Genomic DNA, 19,393 nt, shown 5'->3' with positions numbered 1-19,393 from the left:
GCCCGGGGCCGCGCCGCAAGGGCGCCTTTCGGCCGTACGACGCTCAACTACCGGGCGGGCCACAGGACATGACGGATCGATCAGTAGAGGCTGACCTTGTACTTGGCGAGGGCCTCGGGCACCGGCTGGTAGAAGGTGGTACCGCCGGAGCCGACGCCATCGCACTCACCTTCACCCGCACCCCCGGAGTGTTCACGCCCCTCCTCGCCGCCGGAGACGCCATCTACGGCAGCGGATACCGCTGCTCCCTCGGCTTCAACGTGCGCAGCGGCAGCACGTACTACTTCCTCACCGCCGGCCACTGCGGCAACGTCGCGAAGACCTGGTACGCCAACTCCGCCCAGTCCACGCTGATCGGACCCACGGTGGGCTCCAGCTTCCCGGGGAACGACTACGCCCTGGTCCGCTACGACAACGCCGCGCTCAGCCACCCCGGCGGCTTCACCGCGGCCGACGCCTACGTCGGCGAGTCCGTCAAGCGCTCCGGCTCCACCACCGGCACCCGCAGCGGCACCGTCACCGGCCTCGACGCCACCGTCCACTACTCCGGCGGCGGCACCGTGCGCGGCATGATCCAGACCAACGTGTGCGCCGAACCCGGCGACTCCGGCGGCGCGCTCTACGACGGCACCAAGGCCCTCGGCATCACCTCCGGCGGCAGCGGAAACTGCTCCACCGGCGGTACCACCTTCTACCAGCCGGTGCCCGAGGCCCTCGCCAAGTACAAGGTCAGCCTCTACTGATCGATCCGTCATGTCCTGTGGCCCGCCCGGTAGTTGAGCGTCGTACGGCCGAAAGGCGCCCTTGCGGCGCGGCCCCGGGCGGGCCGAGACTCCCCCACAGCGCCGGCCCCTGGCCGCGCCTCACGGGCCCGACACCCCACTGCGGGCCCCCGATTCCCCTCTGGAGGAACGCGAAGTGAGGATCAAGCGCACCACCCCCACCACCCCCCGCGGAGCCACGAAGCGGCTCCGTCTCGCCGCCGTCACCACCGGTCTCGTCGCCGCGGCGGCACTCGCCGTCCCCACCGCGAACGCCGACACCACCCAGACCTTCAGCACGAGCCAGCTCTCCGCCGCGGGCCAGGCCGTACTGACCGCCGACGTGGCCGGAACCGCCTGGCACGTCGACCAGGCCACCAACAAGCTGGTCGTCACGGCCGACTCCACCGTGTCGCAGGCCGAGATAGCCAGAATCAAGCAGCAGGCGGGCGCCAACGCCGGAGCGATCCGCGTCGAACGCACCCCCGGCACGTTCAGCAAACTGATCTCCGGCGGCGACGCCATCTACGCCACCAGCTGGCGCTGCTCCCTCGGCTTCAACGTCCGTGACGGCGCGGGCAACTACTACTTCCTGACCGCCGGGCACTGCACCGACGGCGCCGGCACCTGGTACTCCAACTCGGGCCGGACCACCGTGCTCGGCACCACGTCGGGATCCAGCTTCCCGAACAACGACTACGGCATCGTCCGCTACACCAACAGCTCCGTCACCAAGTCCGGCACGGTCGGCAGCGTCGACATCACCAGCGCCGCCAACGCCACCGTCGGCATGTCCGTGACCCGCCGCGGCTCCACCACCGGCATCCACAGCGGCTCGGTGACCGGCCTGAACGCCACGGTCAACTACGGCGGCGGCGACATCGTCTACGGCATGATCCGCACGAACGTGTGCGCCGAGCCCGGCGACTCCGGCGGCCCGCTCTACTCCGGCAGCCGCGCGATCGGCCTCACCTCGGGCGGCAGCGGCAACTGCTCCTCGGGCGGCACGACGTTCTTCCAGCCGGTCACGGAGGCACTGAGCGCGTACGGGGTCTCGGTGTTCTGACCCCGGGTACCCGGTGAGCGGTACCGCACGGAGGCCCTGCCTCCGTGCGGTAGCCGCGACCCGGCGCGTGAAAAGGTCCCCCGGCCGGACGCGGACGGGGGACCGAGAGGGTGGGGGCGCCAGACGCACACAGCCCGAGTGTGACCCAGAAGACGGTCCTGCCTCGACTATTCGTTGGTGTCCAAACGCCACTTTGCGTTCGGAGCGACAGCAGTCGCTTCGCCTAGGACCTGTGGATTGCGGGACGCCAGAGTGACCATGTATCGATCTTCCGTGAGCGGTGGGCCGAAATCTCCGGGATCGAAGATCTCGACCTCCGCGAGGAGCCCGTCGGAGAGGTAGATGGCCGTACCGTAAGGCTCCGGGGCAGAGATGCCGGGTTGTGCGACGAAAGCGAGAATTCTCTGCAGATCGGCGGCTGTGACCGAGGAGGAGTAGGCCACACAGGGCGCCCCTTGAACGGCCTCATGGACTGCCATGGCGATCAGGAAGCCCGCGAGCGGTACGCCTGCCGGCTTCCAGTACCTATCTCCGGGGTCGCGGAAGTAGACGGGAAAATCTGGGGAGTCTCGCCTGAATGCCCACTCCCAGCATCCCTGTGACTCCACCCAGAACTTGGTATGCCCCGATTCCTCCCGCAGTCTGGTCGGCGCAAGGCATCGAGTATCAAAAGTCAGAGGGTGCTCGGACCCCAAGGAGAATTCATACCATTCCGCCAGGATGGGTGGCAGTGTTACGGAAGGATCGACCGCCGGCGGTTTTACTCTCTGAATTTTCCCGTACCAGGCGAAGAGAAAGTCGGACAGTCCGTAGACCGAATCACTGTTCATAGCTGCGCGACCGTTCTTGTGAAAACACTCCCGCGCGCATCATACGCAAGGTGGGGTTGCGATCCACAACCCCACCTTGCGACGGCCGTTCCGACTCGAAACCCGAGTCGATCGTCTGCTAGTTCCCCACGTAGGGCAGGCTGCTCCACCCCCCGCCGCGCCTGTTCGGCCCGTACACGTGCAAGGTCACGCCTGTGGGCAGCATGGCTGGCAGAGTTCGGGCGCAGGTGCTGCAGGCGCCGCCCGCGTAGCTAACGTAGAGAACAGCTACCCGGATATGCGGATTCTGATGAAGGAAGGCAGCCACCTTCGCCTCTACGTGTGTGCTGAATCCGTTCGCGGTGCCAGGCGCACGTCCGTTGCTTCCTTCGCCATCGTGGGAACCACTGATGAAGGGGAGCAGTTCGTTGCCTACGTCGAGAATTCCGACGGTTCGCGGGGTATCCCGATCAGGCTCTTCGGCTTGTGCCTGCCGGTCGAGATTCTCGACCTCGTTCATGATGTCGCAACGAGAGAAGGAACTGTTGTGAACGAGGATCGGAGATTCGTCTGCCAGCGTGTAGTACGTGTGGAGTTCGCTGACGGTCAGGTTGTGGACAGTTGCCGCAGGAGAGGTCCAGTGCTCGATCGCCGAGACCTGCACATCGGTGCCGGCACTGGTCCGGAGCCACTGGCCGGACTTCAGGTTGCCGGCGTCGATCCACTTGCCGAGTTCGGGGACCCAGAAGGGGTGGCCGTCGGTCGCGGTGACCTGGGCCGTCTTCGTGCCGTTCTTGCCGTCGGTATCGATCGTGACCTTGACCAGGTGCTTGAGACCCTGGCCCTTGATCTCGGCGGTGACGGTCTCGATCCGGGTCTCACCGGTCTTCGGGTCGGTTGCGAGGACCTTGTCGCCGGTCTTGACCTTCTCGATCGGCTTGGTGGAGCCGTCGGCCATTAGCACCTTCGTGCCCGGCACGAAGCTGTTGCAGGTCGAGCCCCCTTCGGCCTTGCCGGAATCACCGCTGCCGCTGCTGCCTCCCTTGCTTCGAGAGGATCCGCCGGTGTTACCACCAGACTTACCGCCACCCTTTCCTCCACTGCCCTTTCCGGCAGCCTGAGAGGAGGACTTGGGTGCAGCCTTGGCCTGTGCCTTCTTCTGGACCGGATTTCCGGTCTTCTTCTTGGCGGCAGCTGCTCTGTCGGCTGTTCTCTTGGCTTGTTCGGCTGCCTTCTTCTTCGCTCTCTGTGCAGCTTCCTTCTTGGCCTTCTCGATGGCCGCCTTTTTGGCTCTGAGTGCCGCTTCCTCGGCGGCCTTGGCGGCCTTGAGGACGATCTCGGCTGCCTTCTTCGCTGCCTTGAAGGCCTGGATGGCGTTGATGGTGCGGTCGATCGCCTTGAGGACGGCCGGGATCTTGCCGATCTTGCCCCACGGGATGGCGTCCAGGATCAGACCGGCGCAGGACCACATGTCGCCGCCGAAGCAGGCCATGGCGTCGTTGATGCCGATGAAGTCCTTCAGCGTCTCCCACGCGATGGCGAGGATGACGGAGCTGAGGGACTTGCCCTGCATCGCCTCGGCCTGGGCGACCTGTGCCGCCGACAGACCCGCGCCCGCGAGGGCCGCGGCCCGCTCGGAGGCCGTGAGACTGATGGACAGACCAGTCGGGTCGGAGTACGTGACCGGGTTGTTGTGCGCGTAGGTGTACCCGTTGGACTGCAGGGGATCGTTCAGGTCGAGTACCGGGTCGGCGGACAGGAAGCGTCCGACCACCGGGTCGTAGAGACGAGCTCCGAGCGGCTGGTAGCCGGAGGCGTCGTCCTTCGTCTTGCCGAGGAATCCCTTGTGGTTCTGCAGGTTGGCGTTGGCCGTGCCGCGCTCGTTGCCGAAGGCGTCCTGCTTGCGGATGCGGACCGACATGCCGCCGTAGAGGGCGACCTCGGTGTACGCACTGCCCTGGTGATCCGCGGTCTGGGCGACCAGGGTCTCCGCGCCGGTGCCGTAGGCGTAGCGCATGACCGCTCCGCCGGGGGCGGAGTAGGTGCGCTGGGTGTTGACCAGGACGCCGCCCTGCTGGACGGTGACCTCGGCCTCGCCCAGGTGGAGGGTTGCCTGCTTGCCCTGGATCGTCAGAAGACGACTGCCATCCGGACCGTAGATGTGACGGGTGTCGTTCTGCGGCGCCCACAACTGGGCCGCGGAAGCGCCGTCGCAGGTGGCGAGCACGATGGCCGTGCCGCTGACGTTCGCCGCACCCTGCACCGCCACGCACAGCCCGGAGGCCACGTGGGTGAGCTGGCCGGCGGTGTTCCGCTTCAGCTGCTGGGCAGCCGAACCGTTGCACTTCTGGACCTGGACCGCGGAGCCGGCCGTGTTGGCCGCCGGCTGGAAGCACCAGTTCTCGGCGACGGCCAGGGTGCCCAGATTCGGGTCCGCCTGACCAGGGGTCGGGGTGAACCGGAAGTTCTGTGCCGCGGTCGCGTTGCAGCCGTAGAGCTGGATCGGCTGACCGGCCACCGGCAGACCCGACTTCAGGTCCAGGCACTTCTGACCGAGGCCCACGTACGGCGTCTTGCCATTGCTGCCCTGACCGGTGATCCGGTCGACCTGACCGTCATACGTCCAGGTCAGGTCCTGCTTGTCACCACTCTGGAGCGAGGTGATCGACTTCGTATCGCCCGTGAGCTCATAGAGACGCTGCGCCTCGGCGGTCACCTGCGCACCGGCCGGGGTGGTGAACTTCTTCGTCACCTTGGTCAGCGTGCGGGGCTGGGAACCATCAGCCTTGCCGTACGCGTAGTCCGTCGTGGCGTCCTTGGCGGTGGCGCCTGTCAGGTCCTTCTCGGTCAGCTTCTTGCGGTTGCCGAGGAGGTCGTACTCGTACTCCTGCCAGTAGCCGGATGCGTCCGTACCCGACTTGACGTCTGCACTGGTCGGTGTCGTGGCACAGGTTGCCTGGTCCTTGGAGGTCCAGGCCGTCTTCAGCTGACCGAGCGGGTCGTAGCTGAAGCACTGACGCTCCTCGATGCCCACCGACTGCTCGCGGATCGAGGTGACGTTACCGGCCGGGTCGTAGGTGTACGACCGGTTGGAGACCAGGTTCCCGCCGACCACGGACGTGTCCGCGCCGGTACCCGACTTCTCACGGAAGACGAGCTGGTCCTTCAGCTCACCGCTTCCCTCGTCGAACGAGTTCTGCGTCCACACCCGGTACGGCTGCGCACCCAGCGTCGAACGCATCACCTGGCCGTACGGCGAGTAGACGGTCTCCGCGCCGTACCAGTCCTTGCCGGAGATGGAGAGCGGCTTGCCGTCCTTGTTGTAGCGGACGACCATCTTCTCGGCGGCGAACTTGCCGACTGCGGGGAGAGTGGTCTCCTCAAGGGCACCGGTGTCCGAGTAGGAGTAGCCGTAGGTGTAGTCCTTGGCCAGACCCCAGGTGTCCGCGATGGTCTGCGGCAGCGAGAGCGTGGTCGAGGTCGGCTGGTAGTCCTTCGTGTAGCCGTTGACCTTCTGGGTGTACGCCAGACCGTCGGTGTAGCGAACGGCGGTGGCGGGCATGCCCTTGCCGCCGGGGGCGGTGTCGTACGTGTAGTCGGCCAGGAGCGTGCCGTTGGCGTCGTTGAGCCGCTGCTGCTTCGGCCGCGACAGGTCGTCGTAGCCGTTCCAGAGTTTGATGCCACGGGCGTTGGTGATGGTCAGGACGCGGTCGCGGTGGTCGTACGTGGTCCGCGTGGTACCGGAGTCCGGGTCGGTCGCCGATTCCATGCGACCGCGGTGGTCGTAGGTCCACGACCACGGGTGCGACGGATCAGCCGACTGCGTGGCCTTCGCCATCTGCCCGCTGGTGTCGTACTGGTAGCTGGTTGACGTGATGCCGCCGGGAGCCGCCGGGTTGAAGGTGTCCGTGCGGGACGTACGACCGAGGGCGTCGGTGTAGACGCGGTAGGACGAGGCGCCCTGCGGGTTGATGATCTTTGACCAGTCCTGGCCGTACTCGTACTTGGTGGCGCGGTCCTCGTAGGCCTTGGAGGTCGACTCCTTGGTGACGGGGTCCACGTACTTCATGTACGGGGTTTCCTGCAGCACGCGGCCGAGGCCGTCGTAGGTGTAGCGGGTGATGTTGGGGATGGCCGTGTCGGAGAGCGGGACGAACAGCTCGCCGGGCTTGGCCTCCTGGGTGAGGTAGGCGTTGTTGGTCTGGAAGACCTCGCCGGAGGTGTTGTAGAGCGTGTCTGTCACAAGCCAGCCGGAGTCACCGTCCGCCTCCTCCATCGACTGGCGCTCGCGACCGAGGCCGTCGTAGAGGGTGACGGCCGTTTCGACCCGGTCCTCGTAACCCCGCGCGTACGTGGTGACGTAGGGAGGCTTGCGGATCTTGCGGTTGGCGTCCTCCGGGTCGGTCTCCTCGGCCGGGACGGTGTAGACAGCTTGGAAGTCCGGCACAACACCTGAGGCAGGGGTCCGCCCGGGGGCCCAGGCTTCGGCAAGACGGCCGAGCGGGTCGAACTTGGCTTCGCTGACCTGGCCGTTGACATCCGTGGTCTTCAGTGTGACCGCGCGACCCGGCTCCAGCTCCTGGACCTGGCTGTGACCGAGCGCGTTGGTCTGGGTGACCTTGAAGACCTGCCCGGTGGGCGGGTCGAAGGCGATCGTCGAGGACTTCTGGTCCGGGTCGGTCTGCCGCGTGACACGGCCGATGGCGTCGAAGCCGGTGGTGCCGTTGGTCTGGAAGTCGGTGCCGTCGCCCTTGAGCGACCAGGACTCGGTGGCCAGACCGCGGGTCGAGGCGCCGAGCGCGGTGCCGTAGGCGGTGCCGTCGAAGGCCGTGCGTGTCGCGCCGCTCAGGGTGGTGAGGTCCGCCCAGTTGGCGTTCGCGCACGTCGTGGGTGAGTTCAGGACCTGCTTGGTCAGACCGATGAGGTTCGCCGTGGTCTGGTGCAGGTACTCCAGCTTGGTGCAGGACTCGTCACCGGTCTTGCCCATGTCACCGAGCGACTCCACCTGCGTCGGCAGGCCGTACGTGGCGTCGTAGGTGGTGTTCGTACGGACCTCGCGCAGCGTGCGCGGGTCGTCCGTGTTCGTTCCCGAGGACTTCGTGTACGCGATTTCCTCGGGCTCCGTGACGCGCCAGGCCTTCAGCGGGTCGAGGCCGTCGTCGCGGTCGCGTTTGGCGAGTTCGGTCGCGTCCAGCTTGGTGATGCTGCGCGTCAGCCAGTTGGAGTCGGCGTCGGTCGCGTTGGTGTAGGTGAGCTCCTCGGCCACGCGGCCGGCGAAGGGTTCCTTGTCCTTGGCGATCTCGGCGCCGGTGATGTCCTTCACGGACACCGTGTCGCCCATGCCGCGGCAGCTTGTTCAGGCCGAAGTGGTACCTCGTGCCGTCCTTGGTCGTGACGACCCAGTACTCGCCGTCCGCGTCCTTCATGCCCGAACGCGGGTCGGTGGAGGTGTCCTTGACCCGCTCGATCTTCGAGCCGTCGCCGTTGCCGGTGAACCACTTGCCCTTGGACTCGTCCCAGACCAGCTCGGTGGTCATGCCGCCGAGCGAGAGGGTGGCGTTCTCCGAGCCGTAGCAGAGGTCAGCGGTGCGGTGCGTGGCGTTGTTGGAGCCGGCCTTCTTGGAGTCCTGACGGCAGTTGACATACGTACGCGTGATGGAGCCCGCGTTGTAGTCCCAGCCGTCACCGATCCAGGAGGCCTGGTTGTTCGTCGACGAGGTGCGGCCGTCCACGGACTGCGAGGAGTACGACAGCGCGACCTTCGGCATCAGACCGCCGGCGGTCTCCGGGCTCTGCACCTGGTACGAGTACGTGAACGCACCCGACGAGGATCCCGCCGACCACGAACCCGAGGAGAGCAGCGGCGACGCGGTGAAGTCACCCTGCACGGACGAGCCGGTGTCCATCGCGCCGATGACCTGCGAGCCCGAGGTGTCCGCGGCGGAGAACGCCGCGGTGCGGGCCGAGGCGCCGGAGACCGTCGAGCCGGTCTCTCCGCCGAGGAGGTCGGCGACCGGAACGGAGCCGGTGAGGATCTTGCGGGTCTTGGCGTTCTTCGCCGCGGTGGTCCTGGTGGGCGCGTCCTTGGGCGCCACCACCTTGACCGAGCTGCGCAGGCGCTCGAACGACTCCGTGTCGTCCTTGCCCGACATGGTCTCCACGCCCTCTTCGACGGCGCAGTCGCCGGTGTCGGGGGAGGAGATGACGCATTCGGGCAGCAGGACCAGGCCGAAGCGGTCGGCGGCCTGCGGTCCGTAGAGGTCGGCGAAGGCCGTGGTGTCGACGCTCAGCGAGACCTGCGCGGCCGGGTCGACCGTCGCCGGCGGCGTGACCTTCATGATCAGGCCGGAGACGCCCGCGTCCTGGGACGTCTCGGGGGCGGTGAGGTCGACGGTCCACTGTCCGGCGAGAGCGGCCGGGTCCGTTCCCTGGGGAACTCCGAGGGCGACCGGCAGACCGTTGGAGACGGGAACCGTCTCACCCGCCGGCACCGTGCTCAGGTCGGCGGATCCCGTTCCCTGCGTCCACGGGGTGGTGTTCTTGGGGTCGTACGGGTCGACCGGGACCTCGGGCGCCAGGGTCAGCGCCTTCTCGGCGGTCGAGTCCCCGTCGGCCTCCGTGGCCTCGGGCAGGTCCGGCAGGTCGACCTGCGCGTTCTCCTGCTCGCGGCTCATGCCCGGGCCGGGGATGGCGAGCGCCTGCCCGCCCAGGCTCGTCACGGTCAGCGTCGAGGACAGCAGTAGGACGATCGCCGCGCGGCTTCGCCGCCGGCGCCGTCGTTGTGACTCCGTCATGGCTAGGCGTCCCCGCCCCAGCCATGACAGTGGACCTGAAGCACGCATACGCGTTGACTCCCACCCAGGCAGATCGATCATCGGACGAGGTGCGGAAACACCAAAGAGCACGCACCTGTCTCAGGCGCGTGCGTGCGCACTCTCTGTCATGAACGCCTCGCATGACAAACGGAGAAAGCCGAGGTCAGAGGGGGTGGAGTGAGTTGGATCACGGCCGAGTTCAGGCCAGAGGACCCCACGAGTGATCTTCAGTGCGTATCGGTCATTCCGTTGCAACCGCGTCATGGCGGCCGGGCAAATGCCCCAGCTGAGCGCATTGCTGATCGCACGTCAAGACCACCCCACCTGCAAGTAACGGATTCATAAAATCCTCATGTATGGACGGCATGTGGCGAGTGTGTGATCGTGTGCCCGCCCTCTGCCCCGCGGCCTGCCGTTCGGGGCTGTCTGTGCTGTCCTCAATCCGCCTGGTTCACACGGGAGTAGACCGCAGTGACTGCGCTGCCTCGTTTTCTCAGCCCCTTCGTGCGCACGCGCACCAGGCTGATCTGCACTTTCGGCCTTGTTCTGGCCGCTCTGACCGCCTCGTTGCTGCCGTGGTGGCAACCCGACGCCCCGCCCACCGCCCGCGGCGGTTCGGCGACCGAAGCGAAGCCGGCCTCGACCGGCCCGCGCGACGCGACCGCCGCCAGGGCCGAGGCCCGGCGCACCCGTAAGCAGGTGCTCGTCGACACGGCGACCACCGCCACCGAGCTCACCTGGGCGCTGCCGAACGGGCAGCTGCGCACCCGGATCCACGCGCTGCCCCAGCGGGCGAAGAACGCCAAGGGCCAGTGGGCCCCGATCGACAACAAGCTGACCCGGACGAAGAAGGCCCCCCGCGGCCTCGGCATCACACCGGCCAACCCGGCCGTCCCGGTGCGCTTCTCCAGCGGCAGCAACGACGCGACCCGGGCCGACCGCTCGTTCGCACGCGCACCGCAACCCGGCGAGACGACGCTGGCCGAGGTCGACCTCGGCGGCCACACCATCGCCTACACCTGGCCCGGCACCCTGCCCGAGCCCGTCCTCGACGGCCCCCGCGCCCTCTACTCCGAGGTCATGCCCGGCGTCGACCTGCTGCTCGTGGCACGTGAGGAGGGCGGCTTCGCCCAGGCTCTCATCGTCAAGAACCGCCAGGCCGCGAAGCAGGAGGCGCTCAAGTCCGTCTCGTACGGGCTGCGCTCCGCCACCGCGACCTTCCGGCACGACACCAAGTCCGACCGTGTCCTGGTGCTGGACAAGGGCGGCAAGGAGGTCGGCTCGATCCCGACGCCGTTCGCCTGGGATTCCAGCGGTCGTGACCCCGAGCTGCCCGAGGGCACCGTCAACCGCACCGCCACGGCCACGTCGGCCGACGTGCTGAAGCTGTCCGGTCTGACCGGTATCGAGCCGGGCGCCAAGTCCGCTCAGCTTCCGGTTCGGCTCGACGGTGACAAGACCGGTGCCGCCCGCCTCGCGCTGAACGTGGCTGCCACCAAGCTGCTCGACGACAAGGGCGTCACGTTCCCGCTCTTCGTCGACCCGACCATGAACTCGGGCTGGCAGGCGTGGACGACCGCCTACCGCCCGTACCCCAGCAGCAGCTTCTGGAACGGCACCAACTTCTCCTCCGGCACCTCCGACGCCCGCGTCGGCTACGAGTCGGACACCGGCGGCCTCGGCCGCTCCTTCTGGCGCATGGGCTTCTCCAGCAGCATCAAGGGCGCCACGATCACCAGGGCCTCGTACAAGGTCCTCAACAACCACTCGTGGTCCTGCACCACGCGTGAGTTCCAGTTCTATCTGACCGGCGCGATCTCCTCCGGCACCACCTGGAACGCGCAGCCGAGCTGGACCACGCAGCTCCAGAAGAAGTCCTTCGCGCACGGCTGGTCCTCCAGCTCCTGCCCGGACGACTACGAGGTCTTCGACAACGCCAGCGTGAAGGCCGCCGCCCAGACGGCCGCCGACAACGGCTGGTCGAACATCACCTTCGGCATGCGGGCGACCTCCGAGTCCGACACCCAGACCTGGCGCAAGTTCCGCGCCACGTCGGCGACGCTCGAGGTCGACTACAACACCAAGCCGTCCGAGCCCACGGCCGGCACGACGTCGCCCGGTGGCGACTGCGTGCCCGGCCCCGGCGGGGGTCTGACGGTCGCCAAGACCAACATCACCCTGTCGGCGAACGCCAAGGACCCCGACGGCAACCTGTCCAAGCTGCGCTTCCGCTTCCTGAAGACCGGCGGCACGCCGACCGAGTACCTGGCGACCCCGAACGCTTCCGGTACGGCCACGGTGACGATCCCCGCCACCTTCCCGCTGGACGACAAGACGATGTACTCGTGGGACGTGCGGGCCGAGGACTCGACCGGCGCCGTCTCCACCTTCTTCCCGCCGGGCACCGAGCCCTGCCGGCTCACCATCGACGCGACCGCGCCGCCGCAGCCCGACGTCACCAGCGACGTGTTCAAGAAGGCCACGTCCGACGGCGCGACCTGGGCGACGGTCAAGTTCGGCGGCACCGGTGCGATCACCTTCAAGTCGGCGGGTGCGGCCAAGTTCCGCTTCGGCTTCGAGGGCATCAACTACGTCGACGTCAACGCCGTCAACGGCGAGTACACGAAGACCGACCTGACCCCTCCGCACGCCGGCCCGAACTGGCTGCACGTCTTCGCCCTCGACGCGCTCGGCAACGTCAGCGCGCGGACGGACTACAACTTCTACGTCCCGCCGCGCGACACCGCCGACGGCCCCGGTGACGTGGGTGGCGACGGCATCGCCGACCTGCTCGTCATCGACGCCAACGGCAACCTGTTCTCGTACCCCGGCTACCCGGGCGGCGAGCTGTACGCCGGCCTGGCCGGCTCGTACAGCACCGGCGGCAAGCTCCACCCCACGGGCCACTGGTACGACCCGGCCACCGCCAAGGCGGCGCTGATCAGCAAGTACGGCGACGTCTACCCCGGCGACGGCACGACCGACGTGTTCGCCCGCACCCCGGACGGCGGCTTCTGGCTGTACCCGGGTGACGGCTACGGCACCTTCAACGTCGACGACCGGATCAGGATCCGGCTGCCCGCGAACGCGCCGGCGCCCTCGACCTGGACGCAGATGAAGGCCGTCGGCGACATCACCGGCGACAAGCTGCCCGACGTGGTCCTGCGGGCCGGCACGGCCTTCTGGACGCTGTCCGGCTACACCGGCGCCACCTTCCAGACGGCGACCCTGATGAACGCCGACGTGTGGGAGCGCCGCGAGATCGTCAACGTCGCGGACATCGACCTGGACAGCACGCCGGACCTGCTCTGGCGCAGCCTGGACTCCGGCACGATCTACCTGCGGTACGGGAAGCCGGGTCCCGTGGCGGGCAGCGTCGACATCAACTCGCTGATGGTCGCGGCCAACTCGCGCGGAGGCGTCGACGTCTCGTACGGCACGAACTGGACCGAGGCCAACATCTCGGCGATCGTCGGCATCCCCGACGTCAACGGCGACCGGATCCCCGACCTGTGGGTCCGTTACGCCTCGGACGGCACGATGAAGGTGTACTACCCGTCCACCACCAACACCAACGCGGCGGTCAAGACCGTCCTGTCGGTCAACTGGAGCGGCATCAAGTCCTTCGGATGACGCCGGGCGGACGGTGACCGTCTGCCGTGACCGAGCCCCGGCCACCCCTTCGGGTGGCCGGGGCTCGGTCGTCTCCCGGGCGCCGGCCGACCGGGACCTACGCGCCCGCCTCCCGCGCGCCCGCCTCCCGCGCGATCGGCTCCGCCTGCGGCTTCCGCTTCAGCGAGGCCGTCACGAGCGTGATCGCGGTGCCGGCGACCGCCCATGCGGAGAGGACCAGCAGCGGGCCGGTGACGTCGTTGCCCTGGAAGTACGCGATCGAGCGGGCCACCCAGGTGCCCGCGCCCGGTGGCAGGGCCGGGCCGATCGCGTTCCAGAAGGGAGGCAGCATCGGCAGCGGGAAGGCGCCGCCCGCACTCGGGTTGCCCGCGACCACGATCAGCAGGATCGCCAGGCCGATGCCCACGATGCCGAAGACGGACTGCAGGGCCAGGGTCGCCGCCCCGACGGCGAAGACGACCAGCGCGCCCAGGCCCCACAGGGCCGCGACACTGCCCGGCAGGGCGCCCAGGATCGGGCCGACGATGATCGCGCCGCCGAGTCCGCCGAGCACCGAGTAGACCGCGAGCGTGCCGAGCCGGATGACCGCGCGGGTGGTGTTCGCGGGCCGGGAGCCCGCGCTGATGGCCAGGATCGCGGCGCAGATGTAGCCGCCGACGCACCAGCCGACGACCAGGTAGAAGGCCGACAGGCCGTCGAAGTCCCGGGGGGATGCCGGGGCCACGTCGACGGTGCGGACCGTGCGCCGGTTCGCCGCCTCGACGGTGGTGAAGAGCGACTTCAGGGTGGAGGACAGCACGGTGCCGCCGCCGGAGGCGACGAGCAGGGTGTCGGTGGTCCCGGCCGGGTTCACCAGCAGGGCCCCGTCGATCTCCCGGTTCATGATCTGGCGCCTGGCCTCGTCCGCGTCGGAGACCGCCCGGGGGTCCAGCGGCTCGCCGGGGAGCTGCTCCAGCCGCCCGACGAGCTGGGTCGAGACCTGCTGCGGCGCGACCACGCCGAAGGGCACGTCCCGCGGCTTCGGGTCGTGCAGCGCCCCGACGTAGGAGGCGATGAACAGCAGCTGGAGGGCGAGGACGCCGACGACGAGCAGGGCTGCTCGGGGGGTGACGGCGCTCTTCAGCTCATCGGCGAAAGTCATGCCCCCACGCTCCGGGGCGAGGGATGTCCGCGCAGGTGGGGTGGGGCCGGATGGCTGACGTGCGCGCAGTATCGTACGCGCGTTCGAAATGAGCTAGGGTGAAGAAGAGGGGGGTGGGAACAAACGTACGAATCGATGCGGGAGGTGCGCATGCCGGGGTTCACGCATCTGCACACCGCGTCGGGCTTCTCCCTGCGGTACGGCGCCTCGCACCCCGAGAGGCTGGCCGAGCGGGCCGCGGAGCGCGGCATGGACGCCCTCGCCCTCACGGACCGGGACACGGTCGCGGGCGTGGTGCGCTTCGCGAAGGCCTGCGAGAAGGCGGGCATCCGTCCCCTGTTCGGCGCCGACCTCGCGGTCGCGTCACCCGCGCTCCCGCCCTCCTCGTCCGGGTTCCCCTCGTCCTCCCCGGCCCGTCGTGGCGCCGCCGTCGCCGGCGCGGACCCGGCCGCCTCCGCGCCGGCGGCCGGCACCCGCGGCCGGAACGGCTCCGAGGACGCCACCGCCCCCTCCGGCGACCACGACGACTCCAGCCGGTCCGGTCGCCACGGCGGCTCCGCCCGGTCCGGCGCCGGGCGCGGCCCGTCCGGCACGGGAGCGTCCGAAGGCGTGCGGTGGCCCGGGTCCGGGGAGGCGCGGACCTCCGCGCGGCGGGTGCCCGTACGAGGCGGGGCCTTCGTGGACGAGTCCGCGGCCCGGGCCGTCCTGCTCGCCCGCTCCCGGGAGGGCTGGGCCGCCCTCTGCCGGATGATCACCGCCGCCCACGCCGGGGGCGGGCAGCCCCTGCTGCCCTGGGACGCCAACCACGGCGACGGCCTGTTCGCGCTCCTCGGCCCCGACTCCGACGTCGGCCGGGCCCTCGCCGCCGGCCGCCCCGACCGGGCCGCCCGGCAGCTCGCCCCCTGGCGCGAGCGGTACGGCGACGCGCTGCGGCTGGAGGTCGTCCACCACGACCGCGCCGGCACGGGCCCCGGCTCGCTGCGGCTCGCCGCCCGTACGCTCGGCTTCGCCGCCGAGCAGGGCGTCCGCCCGGTCCTCGCCAACGCCGTCCGCTACGCCGACCCCGGCCAGGGCCCCGTCGCCGACGTCCTCGACTCCGCCCGCCGGCTCGTCCCCATCGACCCCCGCAAGCAGCTCGACAGCGGCCGGTCCTGGCTCAAGGGCGCCGACGACATGCTGGCCGACGCCGAGCGGATCGTCGAGGCCGCCGGTTTCCGCCGGGACACCGCGTACCGACTGCTCGAACAGACCCGGACGGTCGCCGAGGCGTGCCTGCTCGACCCCCGGGACGACCTCGGCATGGGATCCGCCCACTTCCCCGAGCCCCGGCTCGTCGGTGCCGGTCACCGCACCGCCCAGCGCGTCCTCGCCTCCCGGGCCGCCGCCGGGATGGTGCTGCGGGGCTACGACCGGCGCCGCGACCACCGGGTCTACTGGGACCGGATGCACCACGAGCTCGACATCATCGCCCACCACGGCTTCGCCACCTACTTCCTGACGGTCTCCCAGGTCGTCGACGACGTGCGCCGGATGGGAATCCGGGTCGCCGCCCGCGGGTCCGGAGCCGGCTCCCTCGTCAACCACCTCCTCGGCATCGCCCACGCCGACCCGGTCGAGCACGGTCTGCTGATGGAGCGCTTCCTGTCCAAGAACCGCACCGCCCTGCCCGACATCGACATCGACGTCGAGTCCGCCCGCCGGCTGGAGGTCTACCGCGCGATCATCGACCGCTTCGGCGCCGAGCGCGTCGCCACCGTCTCCATGCCCGAGACCTACCGGGTGCGTCACGCCGTACGGGACGTGGGCGCCGCCCTGTCCATGGACCCGGCCGAGACCGACCGGATCGCCAAGGCGTTTCCGCACATCCGCGCCCTCGACGCGCTCGCCGCCCTCGACGAACTCCCCGAGCTGCGCGAACTCGCGGGGGAGGTCCGGCGGGGCGGCGAGAGGTACGAGAGGTTCTGGCAGCTGGTCGAGGRCCTCGACGCCCTGCCGCGCGGCATCGCCATGCACCCGTGCGGGGTGCTGCTCTCGGACGCCTCGCTGCTCACCCGTACCCCCGTCGTCCCCACCAGCGGCGAGGGGTTCCCCATGTCGCTGTTCGACAAGGAGGACGTCGAGGACCTCGGGCTGCTCAAGCTCGACGTGCTCGGAGTGCGGATGCAGTCGGCGATGGCGCACGCCGTCGCCGAGGTCGAGCGGGCGACGGGCGCCCGGGTCGACCTCGACGACCCGGAGCGGGTGCCGCCGGGGGACCCGGCCACCTACCGGCTCATCCAGTCCACCGAGACCCTCGGCTGCTTCCAGATCGAGTCGCCCGGCCAACGTGACCTGGTCGGCCGGCTCCAGCCCGCCACCTTCCACGACCTCGTCGTCGACATCTCGCTCTTCCGGCCCGGCCCGGTCGCCGCCGACATGGTCCGCCCGTTCATCGAGGCCCGCCACGGCCGGGCACCCGTCCGCTACCCGCACCCGGACCTGGAGGGGGCGCTGAAGGAGACGTACGGCGTCGTCGTCTTCCACGAGCAGATCATCGAGATCGTGCGGATCATGACCGGCTGCGGCCGCGGCGAGGCCGACCAGGTGCGACGCGGTCTCTCGCACCCCGAGTCGCAGGGCCGGATCAAGCTCTGGTTCGCCCGGCAGGCCGCGCTGCGCGGGTACGAGGACGACGTCGTCGCCCGTACCTGGGAGATCGTGGAGGCCTTCGGCTCGTACGGCTTCTGCAAGGCGCACGCGGTGGCCTTCGCCGTACCGACGTACCAGTCCGCCTGGCTCAAGGCGCACCACCCGGCCGCCTTCTACGCCGGGCTGCTCACGCACGACCCGGGGATGTACCCGAAGCGGCTGCTGCTCGCGGACGCCCGCCGGCGCGGGGTGCCGGTACTGCCGCTGGACGTGAACCGGTCCGCGGCCACTCATCGGATCGAACTGGTGTCCGAGGTGCCTGAGGTGTGGGGGCTCCGGCTCGCGCTCGCCGACGTCCACGGCATCAGCGAGGCGGAGAGCGCCCGGATCGCGGCGGAACAGCCCTACGCCTCGCTGCTCGACTTCTGGGAGCGGGCCCGCCCCCGCAAGCCGGTCGCCGAACGGCTCGCGCAGGTCGGCGCGCTGGACGCCTTCGGCGCCAACCGCCGCGACCTGCTGCTGCACCTGACCGAACTCCACCGCACCCAGCGCGGAGCCGCCTCCTACGGCGGCCAGCTCCCGCTCGCCCAAGGCCGCAGGACCGCCCCCGTCGGCCTGCCCGACCTCGACGAGTCCGAGCGCCTCAGCGCCGAGCTGGGCGTGCTCGGCATGGACGCCTCACGTCATCTGATGGGCGACCACGACGCCTTCCTGCGCGAACTCGGCGTCGTCTCCGCCCGGCGGCTGCGCGAGACCCCGCACGGCGCCACCGTGCTCGTCGCGGGCGCCAAGGCGGCCACCCAGACCCCGCCGATCCGCTCCGGCAGGCGCGTCATCTTCAGCACGCTCGACGACGGGACGGGCCTGGTCGACCTCGCCTTCTTCGACGACGCCCACGAGGCCTGCGCGCACACCGTCTTCCACTCCTGGCTGCTGCTCGTCCGGGGCGTGGTGCAGCGCCGCGGCCCGCGCAGCCTGAGCGTGGTCGGGGCCGCGGCCTGGGACCTCGCCGAGCTGGTCGAACTGCGGGCGGCGGGCGGCCTGGAGGCGGTGGGCGCACGGCTCGCGGAGCCCGTGCCCACCGCCACCGCCGGCTCCGGCTCCGGTGACAACGGTCGCCGGATCACGATGGCGACCGGATACGAGATGAACCCCTGGGCGGACCTGAGACCGGCCGGCGAGGGCGCGCAGCCCGCGGCGAGGAAGCTGAGGAAGCTGTGGCACCAGAGTCAGGGGAGCGCGGGATGATCCTCTGCGTACGGTTCCGGCTCGAGCCGATGCACGAGGCGCTGCTGCCCCGACTGGTCGCGCTGCTCGGCGAGTTCACCCCCGTCGTCGAGGCCGCCCCGCCCGACACCCTGCTCGCCGACGTGCGCGGCGCGCTGCGCTACTTCGGCTGGACCCCGACGGAACTGGCCTCGGTGGTGCGGGTCAGGGCGCTCGCCCTGTACGGGGTCGACTGCGCCGTCGGGGTCGGGCCGAACCCGATGCTGGCCCGGATGGCGGCCCGCGAGGCCCTGCCCGGCACCACCCCGGTCGTCGAGGACCCGGCCGCCTTCCTCCGGGACCGCCCGGTCGTCGCGCTCGACGGGGTCGGCCGTGCCCTCGCCCGTACGCTCTGCGGCTACGGTCTCGACTCCGTCGGCCGGGTCGCGGACGCACCGCTCGCCGTCCTCCAGCGGCTCGTCGGGGCGAAGGCCGGCCGTGACCTGTCCGAGCGGGCGCGGGGCATCGACCGCACACCCGTCGTCCCGAACGCGGTCTCCCGCTCGACTGCGGCCGAACGGTCCTTCCCGCACGACGAGCTGGACCACGCCGCCCACCGCAGGGCGCTGCTCTCGCTCGCCGATGAGCTGGGCGCCCGGATGCGGGCCGAGGGGCAGGTGTGCCGGTCCCTGACGGTCACGGTGCGCTACGCGGACCGGTCCGTCACCAGCCGGACCCGGACGCTGTCCGAGCCGACCGCGCACTCGGTGGCGCTCACCGCCCTCGCCTATACGGTGCACGCGTCGTTCGGGCTGCAGCGCGCCCGGGTCCGGGGGATCACGCTCCGGGCGGAGGGGCTTTCGGCGGCGGAGAAGACGGCCCGTCAGCTCRCCTTCGACCCGGCGGACGAGAAGGCCCGGCGGATCGAGGCGGTGGCGGACCGGGCCCGGGCGAAGTTCGGCCCGAGAGCTGTTCTGCCGGGCTCGCTGGCGGCCTGAGGGCCATCCGCGCGACGAGGGCGGACCGGCCTCCACGGCGGCGCGTTCGGCCGTCTTGACGACAGGTCAGTTTTTACCGACGCGTAACTTCCCAGTGAAGGCTACCCGTCCGTAGCTTGTTGAGTGCAGAGCATCCCCACTTGTGGTCCGGACCGCAGGGCTCCACGCATCCATCACTCCCCTTGAGCCGCAAGGAGATCACCCGATGCTGCCCTGGAAGCACGCGCTCAGAGCCTTCTCCGTCCTGCTGCTGACCGCCGCCGCCACCCTCGCCCCCACCGCTTCTGCCCAGGCCGCCGCCGCCCGCAGTTCGACCAGCTCGGCGAGGTCCCAGGC

At 69.9% G+C, this 19,393-nt stretch carries 8 protein-coding genes and 1 pseudogene; 5 read left to right on the top strand and 4 right to left on the bottom strand.

What is annotated here, in order from left to right:
• Window positions 1-743: pseudogene (locus EAO71_RS09455) on the top strand (S1 family peptidase); the annotation flags it as partial.
• Window positions 744-918: 175 nt separating this feature from the next.
• Complete coding sequence (locus EAO71_RS09450; RefSeq protein WP_147977315.1) at window positions 919-1,827, top strand: S1 family peptidase; 909 nt, start codon at window positions 919-921, stop codon at window positions 1,825-1,827.
• A gap of 167 nt (window positions 1,828-1,994) precedes the next feature.
• Here EAO71_RS09450 and EAO71_RS09445 read toward each other — a convergent pair whose 3' ends face one another.
• The 3 genes from EAO71_RS09445 to EAO71_RS39940 form a co-directional block, all read right to left on the bottom strand.
• A complete protein-coding gene (locus tag EAO71_RS09445) occupies window positions 1,995-2,657 on the bottom strand; it encodes a hypothetical protein (protein WP_147977314.1) in 663 nt (220 codons plus the stop codon).
• Window positions 2,658-2,775: 118 nt separating this feature from the next.
• The gene (locus EAO71_RS39945; protein WP_410093982.1) at window positions 2,776-5,877 is read right to left on the bottom strand and encodes a ricin-type beta-trefoil lectin domain protein; all 3,102 of its coding nucleotides are present in this window, start codon (window positions 5,875-5,877) and stop codon (window positions 2,776-2,778) included.
• Between the two features lie 1,747 nt (window positions 5,878-7,624).
• Window positions 7,625-9,430, bottom strand: a complete 1,806-nt coding sequence (locus tag EAO71_RS39940) for a hypothetical protein (RefSeq protein WP_410093957.1) — start codon at window positions 9,428-9,430, stop codon at window positions 7,625-7,627.
• Window positions 9,431-9,955: 525 nt separating this feature from the next.
• On the opposite strand from EAO71_RS39940, the gene EAO71_RS09435 reads away from it, so the two are divergent.
• Entirely contained in the window at window positions 9,956-13,084 is a 3,129-nt protein-coding gene (locus tag EAO71_RS09435) for a hypothetical protein (protein WP_261992069.1), read from the top strand.
• 97 nt (window positions 13,085-13,181) lie between these two features.
• On the opposite strand, the gene EAO71_RS09430 is transcribed toward EAO71_RS09435, so the two are convergent.
• Window positions 13,182-14,225 carry a DUF3533 domain-containing protein gene (locus tag EAO71_RS09430; protein ID WP_147977311.1) on the bottom strand — a complete coding sequence of 348 codons (1,044 nt, stop codon included), beginning with the start codon at window positions 14,223-14,225 and terminating at the stop codon, window positions 13,182-13,184.
• A gap of 150 nt (window positions 14,226-14,375) precedes the next feature.
• Between EAO71_RS09430 and EAO71_RS09425 the strand changes: the two genes are divergently transcribed.
• A complete protein-coding gene (locus EAO71_RS09425; protein WP_147977310.1) occupies window positions 14,376-18,101 on the top strand; it encodes a DNA polymerase III subunit alpha in 3,726 nt (1,241 codons plus the stop codon).
• The gene (locus EAO71_RS09420) at window positions 18,098-19,057 is read left to right on the top strand and encodes a DNA polymerase Y family protein (RefSeq protein ID WP_147977309.1); all 960 of its coding nucleotides are present in this window, start codon (window positions 18,098-18,100) and stop codon (window positions 19,055-19,057) included. Before EAO71_RS09425 ends, EAO71_RS09420 begins: the two co-directional genes overlap by 4 nt.
• Window positions 19,058-19,393: the final 336 nt, after the last annotated feature.

The organism is Streptomyces sp. MS191 (assembly GCF_008042125.1).
GTDB lineage: Bacteria > Actinomycetota > Actinomycetes > Streptomycetales > Streptomycetaceae > Streptomyces.
Note: the sequence above shows the minus strand (reverse complement) of the source record. Positions and strands in the feature narration are given on the sequence as shown.

What these genes read in the sequence shown, in the direction of transcription:
- EAO71_RS09445 (WP_147977314.1), bottom strand. Translation starts at nt 2,657, where the DNA reads ATGAACAGTGATTCGGTCTACGGACTGTCCGACTTTCTCTTCGCCTGG.
- EAO71_RS39945 (WP_410093982.1), bottom strand. Translation starts at nt 5,877, where the DNA reads ATGCGTTCGACGCTGGGTGCGCAGCCGTACCGGGTGTGGACGCAGAAC.
- EAO71_RS39940 (WP_410093957.1), bottom strand. Translation starts at nt 9,430, where the DNA reads ATGACGGAGTCACAACGACGGCGCCGGCGGCGAAGCCGCGCGGCGATC.
- EAO71_RS09430 (WP_147977311.1), bottom strand. Translation starts at nt 14,225, where the DNA reads ATGACTTTCGCCGATGAGCTGAAGAGCGCCGTCACCCCCCGAGCAGCC.